The organism is Chloroflexaceae bacterium (assembly GCA_025057155.1).
GTDB lineage: Bacteria > Chloroflexota > Chloroflexia > Chloroflexales > Chloroflexaceae > JACAEO01.
On the sequence record JANWYD010000001.1, the window covers coordinates 147113 to 162882 of the forward strand.

Below are 15770 nucleotides of genomic sequence, written 5' to 3' on the forward strand. Positions count from 1 at the left end.
GGCGGGCGGAGCGGCGGGCGCGGCCTCGGCGGCGGCTCTGGCGGCCTCAAGCTGGGCGATCTCTTCGGGAGAGAGGCCGAGTTCTTCGAGGGAGAAGGGGGTCAACTCGGGTTCGGCGGGCGGAGCGGCGGGCGCGGCCTCGGCGGCGGCTCTGGCGGCCTCAAGCTGGGCGATCTCTTCGGGAGAGAGGCCGAGTTCTTCGAGGGAGAAGGGGGTCAACTCGGGTTCGGCGGGCGGAGCGGCGGGCGCGGCCTCGGCGGCGGCTCTGGCGGCCTCAAGCTGGGCGATCTCTTCGGGAGAGAGGCCGAGTTCTTCGAGGGAGAAGGGGGTCAACTCGGGTTCGGCGGGCGGAGCGGCGGGCGCCGCCTCGGCGGTTGCCTCCGTCAGGCCGAGCGCGGCGATTTCCTCCGGCGACAGGCCCAGTTCCTCCAGTGAAAAGGGGGTGAGTTCAGCTTCCGCTGTCGGTGCGACGGCCTCTGATTCGCCCTCAGCTTCGACTTCCTCCATATCAATAATCTCATCGCCATCGCGGATCTGAATGCCAGCCCGGTGCAGGGCCCAGCCAATCGCCTCGATCCGATCCGCCTCCGCCTCGGGGTCAGAAACGACGGCGATGATGTCGGTCAGATCCACGTAGCCCTGGCGCCGCCCCAGGCTCATCAGCCGTTCGAGCGCCGCGTCACCCTGATTGGAGGGCGTTGCGTGTGTGTCGTAATGCTCGTTCAGGATCGTCTCGAACTGGCCGAGATCAAGACCTTCCAGTTCTTCGGCGCTCAGCCCCAGTTCCCGGCTGGCCGTCTGCCCGTCGAAGCTCTCGATGTCACCGAGGTCAAGATCCTCGAACGAGAATGGTTCGATATCTTCCGGGAGCGCTTCGTCTGGAGCGGACGGCTGGACCGTGGCGCCGAAATCTTCTGGAGCGAAGGGCTTGAGACCCGAAAGGTCCAGCTCAGCGCCGGAGGCGGCGGCATTGATGCTCAGCTCGTCGGGAGCGAAGGGTTGCAGTTCTGGTTCTTCGCCCCTGGACCAGCCGGGCACAATCGTATCGCCAGTGGCCGGCGAGGGCAACTCGCCCCGCGCGGCGGCCTCAAGCTGGGCGATCTCTTCGGGAGAGAGGCCGAGTTCTTCAAGGGAGAAGGGGGTCAACTCGGGTTCGGCGGGCGGCGGCTCGGGCGCAGAGGGCGCGGCGGCCTGCGCGGCGGCCTCAAGCTGGGCGATCTCTTCGGGGGAGAGGCCGAGTTCTTCAAGGGAGAAGGGGGTCAACTCGGGTTCGGCGGGCGGCGGCTCGGGCGCAGAGGGCGCGGCGGCCTGCGCGGCGGCCTCAAGCTGGGCGATCTCTTCGGGAGAGAGGCCGAGTTCTTCAAGGGAGAAGGGGGTCAACTCGGGTTCGGCGGGCGGCGGCTCCTTAACCCGCTCGGTCGCGCCCGGCGCTGGGGACGCCTCGCTGATCGGAACGTCCTCTTTGGGGAGCCGGAAGCCGCCCACGAAGCGATTCTGCCCGGCGGGCTCATCCTCGCGCAGTGAAACGTCATCGTGGGAGAAATAATCGCTCTGCGCAAGCTCTTCATCTGCAATCGGACGCAGCGGCTCGGGCTCCTGGAGCGGAAGGGCGGCGGCCCGCGCCTTTAGCCGATCAAAAATGCTTTCCTGACCGTGGGTTTCCTCCTCCTGCCGGCTGGCGAAGCCAGGCTGGGACTTAGCCGCAGGTTGCTGCCAACTATAGGCCGCTTTCGGCTCCGCTTCCTCCTCAGCCGGTGGAGGGGTCGTCGTCGCCGGTGGTTCGTCAATCGAAAACGGACGCAGCGAAGGCGGCAGCTCGCCTTCACCCGGTTCAAAGTTTGGGGCGTCGAGATCAAACTCCTCCAGCGAGAAGGGGGTAATTTCCCCCAGATCATTCTCGGCCGCTGTCGGTGTTTCGGCAACGGCGCCAAACGTGCTGCTCCCCCTTGATAGGTTCTCCTGTTGATTGCGTGAGGATGGCGAGGCTTCCCGCTCGCCGGCAGCGCCGGTCCGGGCGGCCTCAAGCTGGGCGATCTCTTCGGGAGAGAGGCCGAGTTCTTCAAGGGAGAAGGGGGTCAACTCGGGTTCGGCGGGCGGAGCCTCAGCGCCGGTCCGGGCGGCCTCAAGCTGGGCGATCTCTTCGGGAGAGAGGCCGAGTTCTTCGAGGGAGAAGGGGGTCAACTCGGGTTCGGCGGCGCTCTCGGCCGCTTCACCCGCAGCGGCTTCAAGCTGGGCGATCTCCTCTGAAGAAAGGCCCAGTTCTTCAAGGGAGAGAGGTTCCAGTTCAGGCTTGCCGGTTTCGAAACCGGCCTGGATCTGGCCGGTTTCGTCCAGATCATCGGTGGGCGTCTCGGCGAGGCTGGCGGGCAGGGCCACTGCTGGCGGCGGCGAAAGCGGCTCAGGTTCGGCGCGTAGCTGAGCGATCTCCTCTTCGCTCAAGCCGAGATCAGCGAGCGAGAACGGCTCCAACTCGGGCTCGGCGGTTGGCGTCGCGTATAGTTGCGGAGCGGCGCTATCAATATCCTCCAACGAAAAGGGGACGACCCCGCTGGACGTATCCAGATCCACCCCGCGCTCCGTAGGCACAGGAGGTTCCATCGCCAGCAGGCTGGCGAGCAGATCATCAGCGTCAAAGCCGCCCTGATCGGCGATGGAGGGTTCGGCGGCGCTCCAGGCGGGCGTCGGGCGCTCCGGCTGTTGCTGAACGGTCGCCACGGCGGCGGCGGCAACCGCGGCCTGGGCCGCACGGCGTTCGGCCTCTTCCCGGGCGCGCCGTTCGGCCGCTTCCCGGGTGCGCCGCTCGGCCCAGGCTGTTTCGTCCCAGGCGGGAATCTGCACCGCAGGTGCAGGCAGATCGGGAAGGGTCTCGAAGAGGGTGCGCGCGACGTGCTGGTAGGGATCAAGGCGTTGGGCCTGACGCCAGAACCGCTCGCCATCGGGATCGCCGGAGGCCAGTTTAATATAGCCGAGCAACAAGTTGGCCTTCAGCACATCGGGGCGCAGGGCCAGGATCTCGCCGCACACCTCTGCAGCCTGCTGCTCCTGCTGGTTGCGCCAGAGAGCCTCGGCCAGGCCGACGCGGGCGTCGAAGCGCTCGGGCTGCTCTTCGATAACGCCGCGATATTCCTGGATGGCCTGCGGCAGCATATGCCCCTTGGCGTAGAGGCGGGCCAGGCCGGGCCGGCTCAGCCGCAGGGTGGCGCCTTCGCTGCCCCAGATATCGGTGTAGAGGCGCAGGAGCTGGCTGCGCAGTTCGGGCATATCCGGGCGCACTTCAAGGGCCTGCTCAAACTCGGCGACCGCCTGATCGAGCTTGCCCTGCCGTTCGAACGTGATGCCCAGGCCGACATGGGCGGGAATATCCTCCGGGTCGGCGCGCAACACGCGCGTAAACGCTGCCTCGGCCTGCTCGAACTGTCGCCCGGCGAGATACGCCTCGCCGAGGATGCGGTGAGCCTCCAGGCTCTCCGGGAAATGCTCCAGGATATGCTGAGCCACACCGATCGCCTGCTCGACCTTATTAGCTTCAAGGTAGCTGCGGGCCTGATCGTATGCAGCTTGCAGGCTCATCGTCGCCATGCTAACGCCTCCTGTTGTCCCTTGGGCAAGGTTTAAACCTGCTTGACGCACTGCCTCGCCACCCAATGGCCCCACAGCCGACCGACGGCATGCTGGCCAGGGTGTTGAATTGGAGTGTCGTGCAAGCCATTGGCGCTGAAACCTTGTCCGGGTCGCGATGGGGAAAGGGTGTGATCCCTGGTCAGGAGCACCATCTCAGGTGCCTGGCATAATGCGTCAAGTATACGACTGCCATCAAACCAGTGTCAAGGCGAAGATCAGATGTTTTCTGCGCCCAGGCGCTTAAAAATGAGGCAAAATCATTTACTCGCGTGCTATTGTAGCACGTCGGCGCAACCTGTCGCAACCACCTGGATAGGGCCACAATTCTGATCCTCTCGCTCACGGGCACGGACGAGGGCAACCCTGATCCACTCGCTCGCCTGCGCAGTCATTTTCGCCTTACGATACCTGATTGGTATGACGGGAGCATTACCGGCGACACACATAAAGCGCGGCACATGTTCGTGCCGCGCTCAACAGGCGATAGTGGTCGGGGCGACTGGATTTGAACCAGCGACCTCCTGAACCCCATTCAGGTGCGCTACCGGTCTGCGCTACGCCCCGTGTTCCAATGGATTATAGCGCCTGAGGGCAGCTACGTCAACTCAGCCCCGAAACGCCTCGCCAGGTGCAAAGTCTGCCTCCAGCGGGGAGAGCGGGGCGGCGCAGTCGCTCGCCGGATGGGGAAGATCTCCGCCTCTGGAGGCACGCGTCGGGCGGGCCCCCGAAGACGTTTTGCATCAACCGTGGACGGGCCTTCACAGGCGGTCCCCATCAGGCGGCGTTTTCGTCCCGCCAGATCATCGAGGCGAAGGCGCCCAGCACCGCCCCGAAGAAGAGGCCGCCGCCGCCCCAGGCCAGGGCGGAGCGGAGCAGGAACCAGGCCCAGAAGGCTATTCCGGCATCGGCGGGGATGGCCCCCAGGGCGTAGCCTATCAGAATATTGAACAACGCGCCGATGAGAATGGCAAAGGTCGCCAGGGCCAGCGCGCCGCGGAAGGCCCAGCGTAAGCGCCTGCGCAGGGTTGGATCGAGGTGCGACCTGGATGCCATACCCTTACCTCGTTTGTAGAGAGCGAAAGCCCTCATTTTCTCGACCCCCTGCCAGAGGGGAGGGGTGTACGATTTCAGATTGTGGATTTTGGGTTGTGGATTGCCGTATACGGAGTCGCTATGAAACCGTAGTAATGATGTAGTCCAGGCAGCATGAGCTATTATCAGTTCCCCTGGAGATTGGCATAGGCGCCAGTACTACAACGAGCCTTCTCCTTGTAGGGGCGGCTCGGAGGGGCGAAGTCCCTCCAAAAGCCTCTTTCCGGTGCAGCGCGGTGCAGCTTCGCCGCGCTGAGACGGGAAATTCTACAGGGGCCACAGGTCCCGCCGCCCTCACGGAGACGAAGTCTCGTCGCAGGACTAATCACGTTGCTCGATCGGCGTGTACGGCACGTCGAGCGGACCGATGTACTCGGCTTCGGGACGGATAAGGCGGTTGTCGGAGTACTGTTCATAGACGTGGGCCGTCCACCCGGCGACGCGACTGATAGCGAAGATGGGGGTGAACAGGTCAATCGGCACCCCCAGCGTGTAGTACACCGACGCAGAGTAGAAATCAACATTGACGGGAAGCGCCTTTTCCGCCTGTACGATGGCGCGAATACGCTCACTCATATCGAACCAGCGCCGGTTGCCGGTGCGATCGGCCAGGTGGGCGGCCAGGCGTCGCAGCCAGAGCGCGCGGGGGTCGTCGGCCTTGTAGACGCGGTGACCGAAGCCCATGATCTTCTTTTTGGCGGCCAGCGCTCCGCGCATGTACTGATCGACGCGCTCGGGATTGCCGATTTCGAGCAACATGCGCATCACCTGCTCATTGGCTCCGCCGTGCAGCGGCCCCTTGAGAGTGCCGATAGCCGAGACGATCGCGCTATGGAGGTTCGAGAGCGTTGAGGCCGTAATGCGGGCGGCGAAGGTGCTGGCGTTCAGGCCGTGATCGGCGTGCAGAATGAGGCACCGGTCGAGCACGCGCGCCGTCTCCGGGTCGGGTTCGACGCCGGTGAGCATGTACAGGAAGTTGGCGGCGTGGTCGAGATGCTCGCTGGGAGTGACCGGCCACAGGCCATTGCGGATGCGCTCCCACGCGGCGACAATTGTCGGCAGTGCGGCGGTCAGACGGATGGACTTGTTAACATTCGCTTCCAGCGAGTTGTCGCCGGTTTCGGGATCGAACGGCGCCAGCGCGGAGACGGCCGTGCGCAGCACGCCCATTGGCGAGGTTTTCCTGGGCAGCAGCAGCAGCAGGGCGATGATCTCGTTGGGCACAAGGCGGTTTTCAACCATCTTGCGCTTGAAACTGTCGAGTTGCCTGGCGGTGGGCAGATCTCCGTACCAGAGGAGGGCGGTGGTCTCCTCGAACGTCGAGTGCTCGACCAGTTCATTAATGTCAATGCCGCGGTAAAACAGGCGCCCATTCGCCCCATCAATGAAGCTGATCCCGGTTTGCGCGGCGATGACCCCTTCCAACCCTCGGCTTAGCGACGTCATGGCGTTCTCTCTTGATGCTCGTAGCTGTGGGAAACTGACTTCCCCGGACGGGAAACCTGGTTGCCCTGCACCCCTGTCGCACAGTGATGGCCTGGGAGGGCGCAGCCCTCCCAGAACGTACCTGGATGCCGGGTGTCCGGTCACGCGCCTAGCCAATCACAATGCACGTCACCGTGCGTTTAATGCCCTCGACGCCCTGAATCTGGTTCATCACCAGCCGGCCAATATTGCGGGGGTCGGGAGTCTGCACGGTGGCGATAATATCATAGGGGCCGGTAACCGCATCGGCGGCGCTCACGCCCTCGATGGTGCGCAGGGCGGTAAGCACTTCGGCGACATGCCCGGACTCGGCTTCGATTAACACATAGGCTTTCGCTTCCATGGTTCCTCCTCAATCTTGCAGACGCCGACCTCTGAAGCCTGCGTCGGTGTGCAGGGAGGTTCGGCGGGGCGAAGCCCCGCTGAGAGAAAGGCAAAGAGGTCTCTGATCAGCGCTGCGATGTCAGCAACTCGCGCACAAACGCGGCCGCTCCGCCTGCCGCCTGGTCAGGCGGCAGACGCTCCAGGTGGGCGATCAACGCGCTGCCGACGATCGCGCCGTCTGCCAGACGCGCCACTTCGGCAACGTGGCTGGCATTGCTGATGCCGAAGCCTACGACGAGCGGCAGATCGCTATGGCGGCGGACGCGGGTGATCACCTCGCCGAGGTTGGCCGCCAGGCTGTGGCGCGCGCCGGTGACCCCGGTGAGGGAGACAACGTAAATGAAGCCGCTGGCCTCAGCGCAGATCGCCGCGACACGCTCCTCCGGGGTTGTCGGGGCCACGAACATAATCGTATCCAGCCCATGGGAGCGCGCGGCGGCGCGCAGTTCGGCCGACTCTTCGGGGGGCGCGTCGGGGACGATCCAGCCGTCGCCGCCCGCGGCGGCCAGGTCGCGGGAAGCACGTTCGAGTCCGTAGCGCAGCAGCGGGTTGTAGTAGCCCATCAACAGGAGCGGCGCCTGCACGCCCCGGTCGCGGAGTGCGGCCACGGCGCGCAGGCAATCCGCCAGCGTAATGCCGTTGGCGAGGGCGCGCTGATTCGCGCGCTGGATGGTGGCCCCATCGGCGAGCGGATCTGAGAACGGAACGCCCAGTTCAAAGATGCTCGCGCCAGCGGCTTCCATCGCTGGCACGAGTTCGAGGGCGCTGTCCCGTTCGGGGAAGCCGACGGTGAGGAAGGGCATCAGCGCGATACGTCCCTCGGCGCGCAGGCGGGCGAAGGTCTGGGCGATACGGCTCATAGCGGCTGTGTAGAGTGACGGGCTGGATCTCCGGCCCGGCTTCATTAACGGCTATCATACCATACCTGGCCCGGCATGTGCCGGAGAGCGCAAGGCCGATGCAACTCCGCCTCCAGCGGGGGGATCGGGGCAAGCCTCAGAGACTCTGTCACAGCCTCTGGAGACCTGATGCTTCTTATACCGCTTTTTTTGAGCTGCGTGCTATAATAGGACAAACCACCACCGGATGGGAGGTTTGGGAAGGTCTGCGCCCTCCCCGAAAACCCGTAGATAGTCCGATAGTGCGCGCAGTGCACAGGTGACTGGCGAGGAGCGTGACGATGGCAGCAGGCAGGATGCTGATGCGTCCGGTGGAGGGAGCGCGGCGCTGGCTCGAGCGGCATCCGTCCGCGGCAAGCTGGCTGGGCGTCCTCAGACTTGGTCTGTTTCAATTTGGCATGGGCGTTTCCCTCGCGCCGCTCACTGGCACGCTGAACCGTGTGCTGATTGACGAACTGCGCATCCCTGCCGTGGCGGTGGGCTTTCTGCTGGCCATTCACTATTTTGTATCGCCGGCGCGGGCGATGATTGGCTTTCGCTCCGACGTTGATCGCGCCGCGGGCAACTGGCGCACCCCCTACCTGGTCTTTGGCGCGATGCTTACCTACGGCGGTCTGGCGACGGCGCCCTTCTCGCTGATCCTCCTGAGCGGCGATGGGGCGCTGACTTTTCCTGTCGCCATGATCGTCTGCACGCTGATCTTTCTGGCCTACGGCATCGGCGTCAATGCGGTCGAAACGATCTATCTGGCCACGGTCAGCGACATTACTCCGGCGCGCCAGCGTGGCCAGGTCCTTGGCGTGTTGTGGATCATGCTGGTGCTGGGGACGATTGTCAGTTCGATCGTCATGGGCCAGTTGCTGATCCGCTACAACCACATCCGCTTGATCCAGGTGATGCAGGGCTCGGCGGTGGTGTTCGTGGCGCTGACGTTCGTGGCGATGTACAACCAGGAGCGTCTCAGGCCAGATGGCAAGCTCGAGGACGCCGGCGAGCCAATCCAGGTGCGGCAGACGTTGCTCGAGTCGGTGCGTTTGCTGGCCGCCCAGCGCCCGCTGCGGAACCTGTTCGTTGTGCTCTTCCTGGCGACGCTGGGCTTTGCCACCCACGACGTGCTGCTGGAACCCTACGGCGGCCAGGTGCTGAGGATGAGCGTGGCGCAGACCACTCAGCTCACCGCCCTGTGGGGTGCGGGCATGTTGCTGGGCATCGCGCTCTCGGCGGTGCTGCTGTGGCGCGGGCGCTCACCGGTGACGCTGATCGCCGGCGGCTGCCTGGTCGGTCTGTCAGGGTTTCTGGTGGTCACGCTGTCCAGCAGCGAAGCTCTGGTGAACCCCTTCCGCGCCGGCGCCGTGCTGATCGGTGCGGGGCGGGGCGTGTTCATCGTGGGCGCCCTGGCGCTGGTGATGAGCCTGGTGGATAAGAACCACGCCGGTCTCTTCATCGGGCTGTGGGGCATCACGCAGGCCCTGGCGCAGGGCTTTGGCACCATCGGCGGCGGCCTGATGCGCGATCTGGTGCAGCGGGCCACTGCTGATGTGGCCCTCGGCTACACCGCGGTGTACGCCACTTCGATGAGCCTGCTGGCGCTGTCGGTGGTGTTGCTCGCTGTGCTGCGCCTCGGGCGCCAGATCCGCAGCGGCGTGGTGCGCACGCCCTGGTCCAGCCTTGACCAGGCGAACGTCGATCAGATTATCTTCTAGAGCGACGACGCAGCCTCAAGGTCGTGGCGCCAGCGGCTCGCCGGTGTCTTCGACATCAACACTCCGCACCCATCCCAGATCCCAGTTCCCGCCGCGGGTAAAGACCAGCACCCAGCCGCTGGTGTCGGCCATGGGCGCCAGCCGCTCATGGCGGGCCAGGAGACATTCTATGGCGCTCTGCTCGTCGGGTCGAGCGTAGAGGGGCGCGCCTTCGCGTGCAGGCCGGAGCAGCGTGCGTCCCGCTGGCGCGCGCGCCGCCGCGTCAGCCGGATCGTAGCCCGCGAGGTAGTCCAGGACGCCCCGGGCAATACCCTCGGCGATCAGGTCGGGCCGTCCGAAGAGCAGTTCGCGATCCGCTGGATGGGTCATAAAACCGGCTTCGAGGATTACGGCCGGCGTTTCCGGCGCGATGCTGTGATGGTAGCGGTAGTAAGCGAAGGCATAGTAGGCGCGCATGTCGTAGGAAGGGCCATGGGGGTCCTCAGGCAAGCCGGTGATCCGAGGATAGGCGGCGCTCATCTCCTCGGCCAGGGCGAGTGACGCGGCCGAGGCGCGAAACGGCGTGGCGAGCTTCCAGCCGCGCCGGGTGGCCGCCTGCGCGCCGGTGGCGCCATCTACGTGAATGGACACGAAACCGTCGGCCAGATAGCCCGGCGGCACCATAGCGGGAAGCAGATCAACCGTCACCCCGGCGTCCTCGAGGCGCTCCATGGTCTGCCTGGCGATAATGATGTTGAGTTCCCACTCGTCGTAACCGCGGTAGTAGGCCCCGGAGAAGCGGCGCAGACTGGCCTGCTCGTCGGGATGCTCCTCGATACGCCAGTGGCCTGCCTGGAGGCCAATACGGCGTGGCGCGGCAGGATCGAGCGTGACGATTGGCGCCGTTTCAGGCGCGAGTCCGACCGTCGGCGCGGCGACTGCTGTCGCCGTGGCCGGTTCTGGCGGCGTATGAGGAACCAGCGGCGCCTGGGCGATGGGCACGCCGCAGAAACTCAAACAGGCGAGCAAGACCGCGAGACTCAGCAACTGCCATGGGCGTAGCCATGGCCGTCGGGCAGGGTGACGCTGAGGGCTGTTGCGCATCAGGCACGACTCTCGTGGTCGCGGTTGAGTGGACACGACGCGGGCAATCGCATTTACGCCATTCCGCGTCGCCGTTCGTCTACAGGCGCAGGCAGAGCCGGTCAGTACTGATCACTTCCCCAGAGTAGCGAGGAACTCGGCGTTACTCCTGGTCTTCGCCATACGCGCAAGCATCAGTTCGGTGCCCTCGTTTTCGCCAACCATGCTGACCATGCGCCGCAGCGCATACGTCTGGCGCAGGGTGGTTGCATCAAGGAGCAATTCTTCACGGCGGGTGCTGGAGCGCTGAATGTCAATCGCGGGGAAGATCCGCTTCTCGGCCAGTCTGCGGTCGAGGTTAAGCTCCATATTGCCGGTGCCCTTGAACTCCTCGAAGATCACATCGTCCATTTTGCTGCCGGTATCAATCAGACAGGTGGCGATGATGGTCAACGAACCGCCCTCCTCGATGGCGCGGGCCGATCCGAAGAAGCGCTTGGGCGGATAGAGCGCGGCGGGGTCGATGCCACCGGAGAGGGTGCGGCCCGAAGAAGGCATAGCGATATTGTAGGCGCGGGCGAGGCGGGTGATCGAATCCATCAGGATAGCCACGTGGCGACCGTGCTCCACCTGGCGGCGGGCGCGTTCGAGGGTCAATTCAGCGACCTTGATATGATCCTCGACCGGCTCATCGAAGGTGGCGGCAATCACCTCGCCCTTGACCGAGCGGCGCATATCAGTCACTTCCTCAGGGCGCTCGCCGATGAGCAGGACGATCAACTGGACATCGGGGTTGTTGGTAGTAATCCCATTGGCAATCGCCTTGAGCAGCATCGTCTTGCCGGCCTTGGGCGGGGCGACGATCAGCCCGCGCTGCCCGCGCCCAATCGGGGCGATCAAGTCAACCAGGCGCGTGGAGAGGATATTCGGTTCGGTTGCCAGCACCAGTTGTTGGAACGGGTGGACGGGGGTCAGGCGTTCAAAGACGGGGCGTTTCTGGGCCTCTTCCGTGGGAACGTCATTGACCTTCTCGACCCAGAGGAGCGAGGGATAGCGTTCGCCTTCGCGCGGCGGGCGCACGCGCCCGGTGATATGATCGCCGGTGCGGAGGCCGAAGCGCCGGATCTGCGACTGCGCCACATAGACGTCATCGGGACCGGGCAGGAGACGCGGGCCGCGCAGGAAGCCGAAGCCTTCGGAGCCGATCTCCAGGATGCCGCTGCCGAGCGCGGTTGCGGCGCTCTCAGGGGGTTGGACATTTTCAACCGCCGCGCCATTATTATTCTGGGTCGCCGCGCCATTCTGAGCGGCGGCGCCTTCGGTGGCGGCGTTTTTCTTTGATGTACGTGCCATATGCTTGTTATACTCCCAGGAGATACAGTGAACTGGATACCGCGAGACGAGAAGGTTCACATCTGACGGACCGCACGACGAGACCGTAGTTTCCCGTAGCTACGGCGCATGCAGCAACTGCGCCTTGAGACCTGGTTTCACTGCGCGGCATATTTCCTGACCGTCGGGAAGAGGGGCCGAGGGCGCAGCCCTCGCAATCGGTTTTCGCGCCCGCCGCTGGCTGAACCGAGGTTGCGGAGAGGCCAGGTCTTCCCTCCTCCAACGGTAACGCAGGTGCGAACCATGTCTGACAGTTGTAGCCGGAGAAGATGTTTGGGAGGGCGATGCCCTTCCGGACACTCCCTGCGCCAACGTGCTGGCTGTACTATTGACCTTGTGGATCTGCCAGCGGGCAGCAGCTTGGCTCCCTTCGATGCCGGGGGAACCGATCCCTGGCAGGCGCCAGGTTGGGTTGGGGCGCGAGGCGACACAGAAGCCGCTCGCGCCATGCGCGTCAGGGAAACGTTCAGAGGTGAACGTTAGAGGAGCGCGAGGCCGGACTCAGGCCATAGCGGACTCAGTGCTGTCGGGCAGCAGTTCGTCGCTGGCGGAGTCATCACCTTCGGGCAGGGATGACTTTTCACCGCCTTCGAGATAGCCGGCCCTGGCGAGGTGCGTGCGGATCTCCTCTACTCCCTTGGGGCCAAGGTTGCGGATGCTCTGCAACGCGCGCTCATCGAGTTCGAGCAGCCGCCCGATGGTCGTGATATCGGCGCGTCGCAGACTGTTGTAGGTGCGCGTGCTTAGCCCCAGTTCATCAATCGTGCGATTATAGACATCAGGAGGAATAGAGCGACCGGTGGATGTAGGCAGTTCGGCGACCGGTTCGGGCTGGTCGAAGGCGGCGATGCGCCCGAAGTGCTGGCTCAACACCTGCGCGGCGTGACCCAGCGCGTCGCCGGGTTTGATCGTCCCATCGGTCCAGATCTCGATGACCAGGCGTTCAAGCGCCTGAGCTTCCTCGCCTCCGATGCGCTCGACGAGAAAGTTCACCTGCGGGACGGGATTGAAGAGCGCGTCTACGGCAATCTCACCGATGTTCAGGCCGCTATTGTTATCGGCCAGACTGGTGCCGCGTCCGCGCTCGGCAGTGAGTTGCATTTCCAGCACCGAGTCGTCGTCGATTGTGCAGAGGTAATGATCCGGATTGACAATCTCAACCGTGCTGGGGGCATCAATATCGCGGGCATACACCGGGCCGGGGCCGCGCTTGATCAACTGCATCGTTACAGCGCGCTCGGAGTACGAACGCAGGCGGATGCCCTTAATGTTCAGGACCAGTTGCGTGCCATCTTCAAGCACGCCGGGGATGGTCGAGAACTCGTGAATCACCCCGCCGATTTTGATGCGAGTAATCGCCGCGCCGGGAATGGAGGATAACAACACCCGTCGCAGGGCGTTTCCCAGCGGCCCGGCATGCCCGACCTGCAGCGGCTCGATGGCAAACCGGCCATAGTTGACGCCCGCTGCGATCAGGTGGACACGCGGCTGGGCGACCAGTAACTCCGATTTTGGCATGGCTCTCTCGTCGTATTTCCGTCGCGCAACGGGGGATAAACGACAATGCGGGCGCACGCTTCAGCGTCGCCCAAAACGCTTCTCATGTCGCTCTACATTCACGCCACCCATATTGTACCGCATCCTGGCAAATATGCAAACCCGGATTCTGCCGGTGCTGCGTAACTTCAGCCGGTCCGCCGGACCGGCTCTACGCCGCGCCGGGCTGCAATTCCGTGGTCCGGGAAGGGGGCGTGGCCGGAGCACGGGGGCGCAGGAGGCGAGCCGAGTTGACCAGAATGCCCAGATCAGGCAGCGATTGGGCCGCGGCGGCCAGCACCGGCGGCAGGAGACCGGCGGCGGCCAGGCTCAATCCGACCAGGTTGTAGGCCACAGTAAATCCAAGGTTGAAGCGCACCACGCGCATCGTGCGCCGGGCCAGGCGCAGCGCCTCGGGCAGGAGCGTCCAGTCATCGCGCATCAGCGCCACGTGGGCGGCTTCGAGGGCGATGTCGCTGCCGGCCACGCCCATAGCCACACCCACGTCGGCCTGGGCCAGCGCCGGGGCGTCGTTGATCCCGTCGCCGACCATCACCACCCGGTGGCCGCGGGCCTGATACTCGCGCACGATGGCGATCTTGTCCTCGGGCAGCAGGTTGGCCCGGCACCCGACGCCGAGACGTTCGGCCAGCGCTGCGGCGGCGGGCGCGCTGTCGCCGGTCAGGATTACGATCTCACGGATGCCTGCCTGCCGCGCCTCGGCCAGGGCGCGGGCCACTTCGGGGCGCTCGCCATCGGCGGCTGCCAGCACGGCCGCCGGTACACCGTCTAGCACGACAACGAACAGCGTCCGTCCGGCGGCCGCCAGGGCCTGCGCCGTGGGCGGCAGGCTGAAGCCGGGCGGCAGCAGCCGGGCATTGCCGACCGCTACCTCCACGCCGTTCACCTCGGCGCGCACGCCCTGGCCGGGGAGCGCCGCGAACCGTTGCGGCGCGGGGATGGCCAGGCCGCGCTCAACCGCCGCCACCCGCACCGCTTCGGCGAGGGGGTGCTCGGAGTAGCGTTCGGCGGCCGCAGCCAGCGCCAGGACCTCGGCCTCCGACCGTTCGCCCAGGGCGAGCACCTCGGTGATGCGCGGCCGGCCCAGGGTGAGGGTGCCGGTCTTGTCCACCAGCAGCACATCGGCGCGGGCCAGGATCTCGAGGTAACGCCCGCCTTTAATCAGCAGGCCGCGGCGAGCGGCCCCGCCAATGGCCGCCAGCACCGCCACCGGGGTGGCCAGGGCGAAAGAACACGAACAGGCCACCACCAGCACCGCCGCCGTCGCCAGCGGGTCGCGCCGCAGGAGCAGGGTCAGCGCGGCCAGAGTCAGGACCACCGGCAGCAGCCAGGCGGCGAAGCGGTCGGCCAGGCGTTGCACGTCGGCGCGCCGGGCCTCAGCCTCTTCGACCAGGCGCACGACCCTGCCGAAGGTGCTGGCCTCCCCCACGCGGGTCGCGCGCACGCGCAGGCTGCCGAACTCGGCGATGGTGGCGGCGAAGACATGCACCCCTGGCCCGGCTTCGACCGGCATAGGCTCGCCGGTGATCGCCGCCTGGTTAATGGTCGCCTGGCCGGCGATGACCTCGCCATCCACAGGAATGCGTTCGCCGGGCCGCACCACGACTACATCGCCGGGCTGCACGGCGGCGATGGGCAGTTCCACCTCGGCGCCCTCGCGTTCGACGCGGGCGGTTTGCGGCGCAAGGGCGTCGAGCCGGCGCACCGCCCGTCGGGCCTGTTCGGCGGTAAAACGCTCCACGCCATCGCCGACGCGCATGAAGAACACCACCACCGCCGCCGTCGCCCATTCGCCCACGGCCAGCGCCGCCAGCACTCCCAGACTCATGAGCGTGTGGGCGGTCACCTGCCAGCGCAGGGCCGCGCGGATCACCCCGGCAAAGACCGGCCAGCCGGCCAGCAGGACCAGACCGGCGCCGATCCAGAACGGCACCCTGGCGGTGATCGTTTCGAGCAGGCCCAGCCACTCGCCCACGACCACCACGAACAGCACCGCCCCCAAGATCAGGCCGAAGAGCATCAGCGCGCGCCGAGCCAGGGCCGCGCCCGCCTCGCCGCGGCCATGCGGCGCCGGAGCGGCGGGGACCTGGTACCCCGCCGCTTCTACCGCCGCGCGCAACGCCTCCGGTGTGACCCGGCCGGGGTCGCCGCGGATGATCGCCTTCTCCGCCGCCAGCAGCACCGTCACTGCCTCGACTCCGGGCACCGCAGCGATGGCCCGCTCGACGTGCGCGGCGCATTCGGCGCAGTCCATGCCGCAGATAGGGAGTTCAATCGTTTCGGCCATAGCTGTCTCTTGTGGTTGCATCACGAGCTTGAACGGGAGAGTCTGGGAGGTCGCAGCCTCTCAGGAACTTGCGTTGCTCACTCGGTTGAGGGAAGCAGGTGTCCCCACAGCCCTGCCTGCGGGGAGAGTCCGGGAGGTCGCAGCCTCCCCGCGGGCAGCGGAGTGGAGGAGAGATGGGGAAACCTGGTTTCCACAAAGCCCTGCCTGCGAGGAGGGTCCGGGAAGGCCAGACCCTCGCAGAACCCGCGTTGCTCACCCCCGAGTGAAGGAGGGTCCAGGAGAGCGCAA

10 protein-coding genes and 1 tRNA gene (1 of these 11 cut by a window edge) are annotated in these 15770 nt (G+C 65.7%); 1 reads left to right on the forward strand and 10 read right to left on the reverse strand.

Annotation, left to right across the window (positions count from 1 at the left end; translation table 11 throughout):
* The 6 genes from NZU74_00570 to trpA form a co-directional block, all read right to left on the reverse strand.
* Positions 1-3579, reverse strand: the 5' portion of a protein-coding gene (locus tag NZU74_00570) for a tetratricopeptide repeat protein (protein MCS6879804.1). The gene continues 843 nt to the left of window position 1, outside the view; the window shows 3579 of its 4422 coding nt (coding positions 1-3579); it begins with the start codon at positions 3577-3579; its stop codon lies off the left edge, out of view.
* Between the two features lie 529 nt (positions 3580-4108).
* Positions 4109-4185 (reverse strand) — tRNA-Pro (locus tag NZU74_00575).
* A 210-nt stretch (positions 4186-4395) separates the two neighbouring features.
* A complete protein-coding gene (locus tag NZU74_00580; GenBank protein MCS6879805.1) occupies positions 4396-4674 on the reverse strand; it encodes an ABC transporter ATP-binding protein in 279 nt (92 codons plus the stop codon).
* A gap of 360 nt (positions 4675-5034) precedes the next feature.
* Entirely contained in the window at positions 5035-6159 is a 1125-nt protein-coding gene (locus tag NZU74_00585; GenBank protein ID MCS6879806.1) for a citrate synthase, read from the reverse strand.
* Between the two features lie 148 nt (positions 6160-6307).
* Entirely contained in the window at positions 6308-6541 is a 234-nt protein-coding gene (locus tag NZU74_00590) for an Lrp/AsnC ligand binding domain-containing protein (GenBank protein ID MCS6879807.1), read from the reverse strand.
* Between the two features lie 106 nt (positions 6542-6647).
* Complete coding sequence (gene trpA, locus NZU74_00595) at positions 6648-7442, reverse strand: tryptophan synthase subunit alpha (protein MCS6879808.1); 795 nt, start codon at positions 7440-7442, stop codon at positions 6648-6650.
* A gap of 320 nt (positions 7443-7762) precedes the next feature.
* Between trpA and NZU74_00600 the strand changes: the two genes are divergently transcribed.
* A complete protein-coding gene (locus tag NZU74_00600; protein MCS6879809.1) occupies positions 7763-9184 on the forward strand; it encodes a BCD family MFS transporter in 1422 nt (473 codons plus the stop codon).
* 15 nt (positions 9185-9199) lie between these two features.
* On the opposite strand, the gene NZU74_00605 is transcribed toward NZU74_00600, so the two are convergent.
* The 4 genes from NZU74_00605 to NZU74_00620 all read right to left on the reverse strand — a co-directional run bounded on the left by NZU74_00605 (position 9200) and on the right by NZU74_00620 (position 15482).
* Positions 9200-10267 (reverse strand): N-acetylmuramoyl-L-alanine amidase, encoded by a 1068-nt coding sequence (locus NZU74_00605; GenBank protein ID MCS6879810.1) that lies wholly within the window; start codon positions 10265-10267, stop codon positions 9200-9202.
* A 111-nt stretch (positions 10268-10378) separates the two neighbouring features.
* Complete coding sequence (rho, locus tag NZU74_00610; GenBank protein MCS6879811.1) at positions 10379-11599, reverse strand: transcription termination factor Rho; 1221 nt, start codon at positions 11597-11599, stop codon at positions 10379-10381.
* 540 nt (positions 11600-12139) lie between these two features.
* Positions 12140-13156: a DNA-directed RNA polymerase subunit alpha gene (locus NZU74_00615; protein ID MCS6879812.1), complete on the reverse strand. Its 1017-nt coding sequence runs from the start codon at positions 13154-13156 to the stop codon at positions 12140-12142.
* A 190-nt stretch (positions 13157-13346) separates the two neighbouring features.
* On the reverse strand, positions 13347-15482 hold the full coding sequence (locus NZU74_00620; GenBank protein ID MCS6879813.1) for a cation-translocating P-type ATPase: 2136 nt from the start codon (positions 15480-15482) through the stop codon (positions 13347-13349).
* Positions 15483-15770: the final 288 nt, after the last annotated feature.

Bases quoted from the DNA above. Each gene is read 5' to 3' on its own strand.
- NZU74_00585 (MCS6879806.1), bottom strand. From the start codon at position 6,159: ATGACGTCGCTAAGCCGAGGGTTGGAAGGGGTCATCGCCGCGCAAACC.
- NZU74_00580 (MCS6879805.1), bottom strand. From the start codon at position 4,674: ATGGCATCCAGGTCGCACCTCGATCCAACCCTGCGCAGGCGCTTACGC.
- NZU74_00615 (MCS6879812.1), bottom strand. From the start codon at position 13,156: ATGCCAAAATCGGAGTTACTGGTCGCCCAGCCGCGTGTCCACCTGATC.
- NZU74_00620 (MCS6879813.1), bottom strand. From the start codon at position 15,482: ATGGCCGAAACGATTGAACTCCCTATCTGCGGCATGGACTGCGCCGAA.
- NZU74_00600 (MCS6879809.1), top strand. From the start codon at position 7,763: ATGGCAGCAGGCAGGATGCTGATGCGTCCGGTGGAGGGAGCGCGGCGC.
- trpA (MCS6879808.1), bottom strand. From the start codon at position 7,442: ATGAGCCGTATCGCCCAGACCTTCGCCCGCCTGCGCGCCGAGGGACGT.
- NZU74_00605 (MCS6879810.1), bottom strand. From the start codon at position 10,267: ATGCGCAACAGCCCTCAGCGTCACCCTGCCCGACGGCCATGGCTACGC.
- NZU74_00590 (MCS6879807.1), bottom strand. From the start codon at position 6,541: ATGGAAGCGAAAGCCTATGTGTTAATCGAAGCCGAGTCCGGGCATGTC.
- rho (MCS6879811.1), bottom strand. From the start codon at position 11,599: ATGGCACGTACATCAAAGAAAAACGCCGCCACCGAAGGCGCCGCCGCT.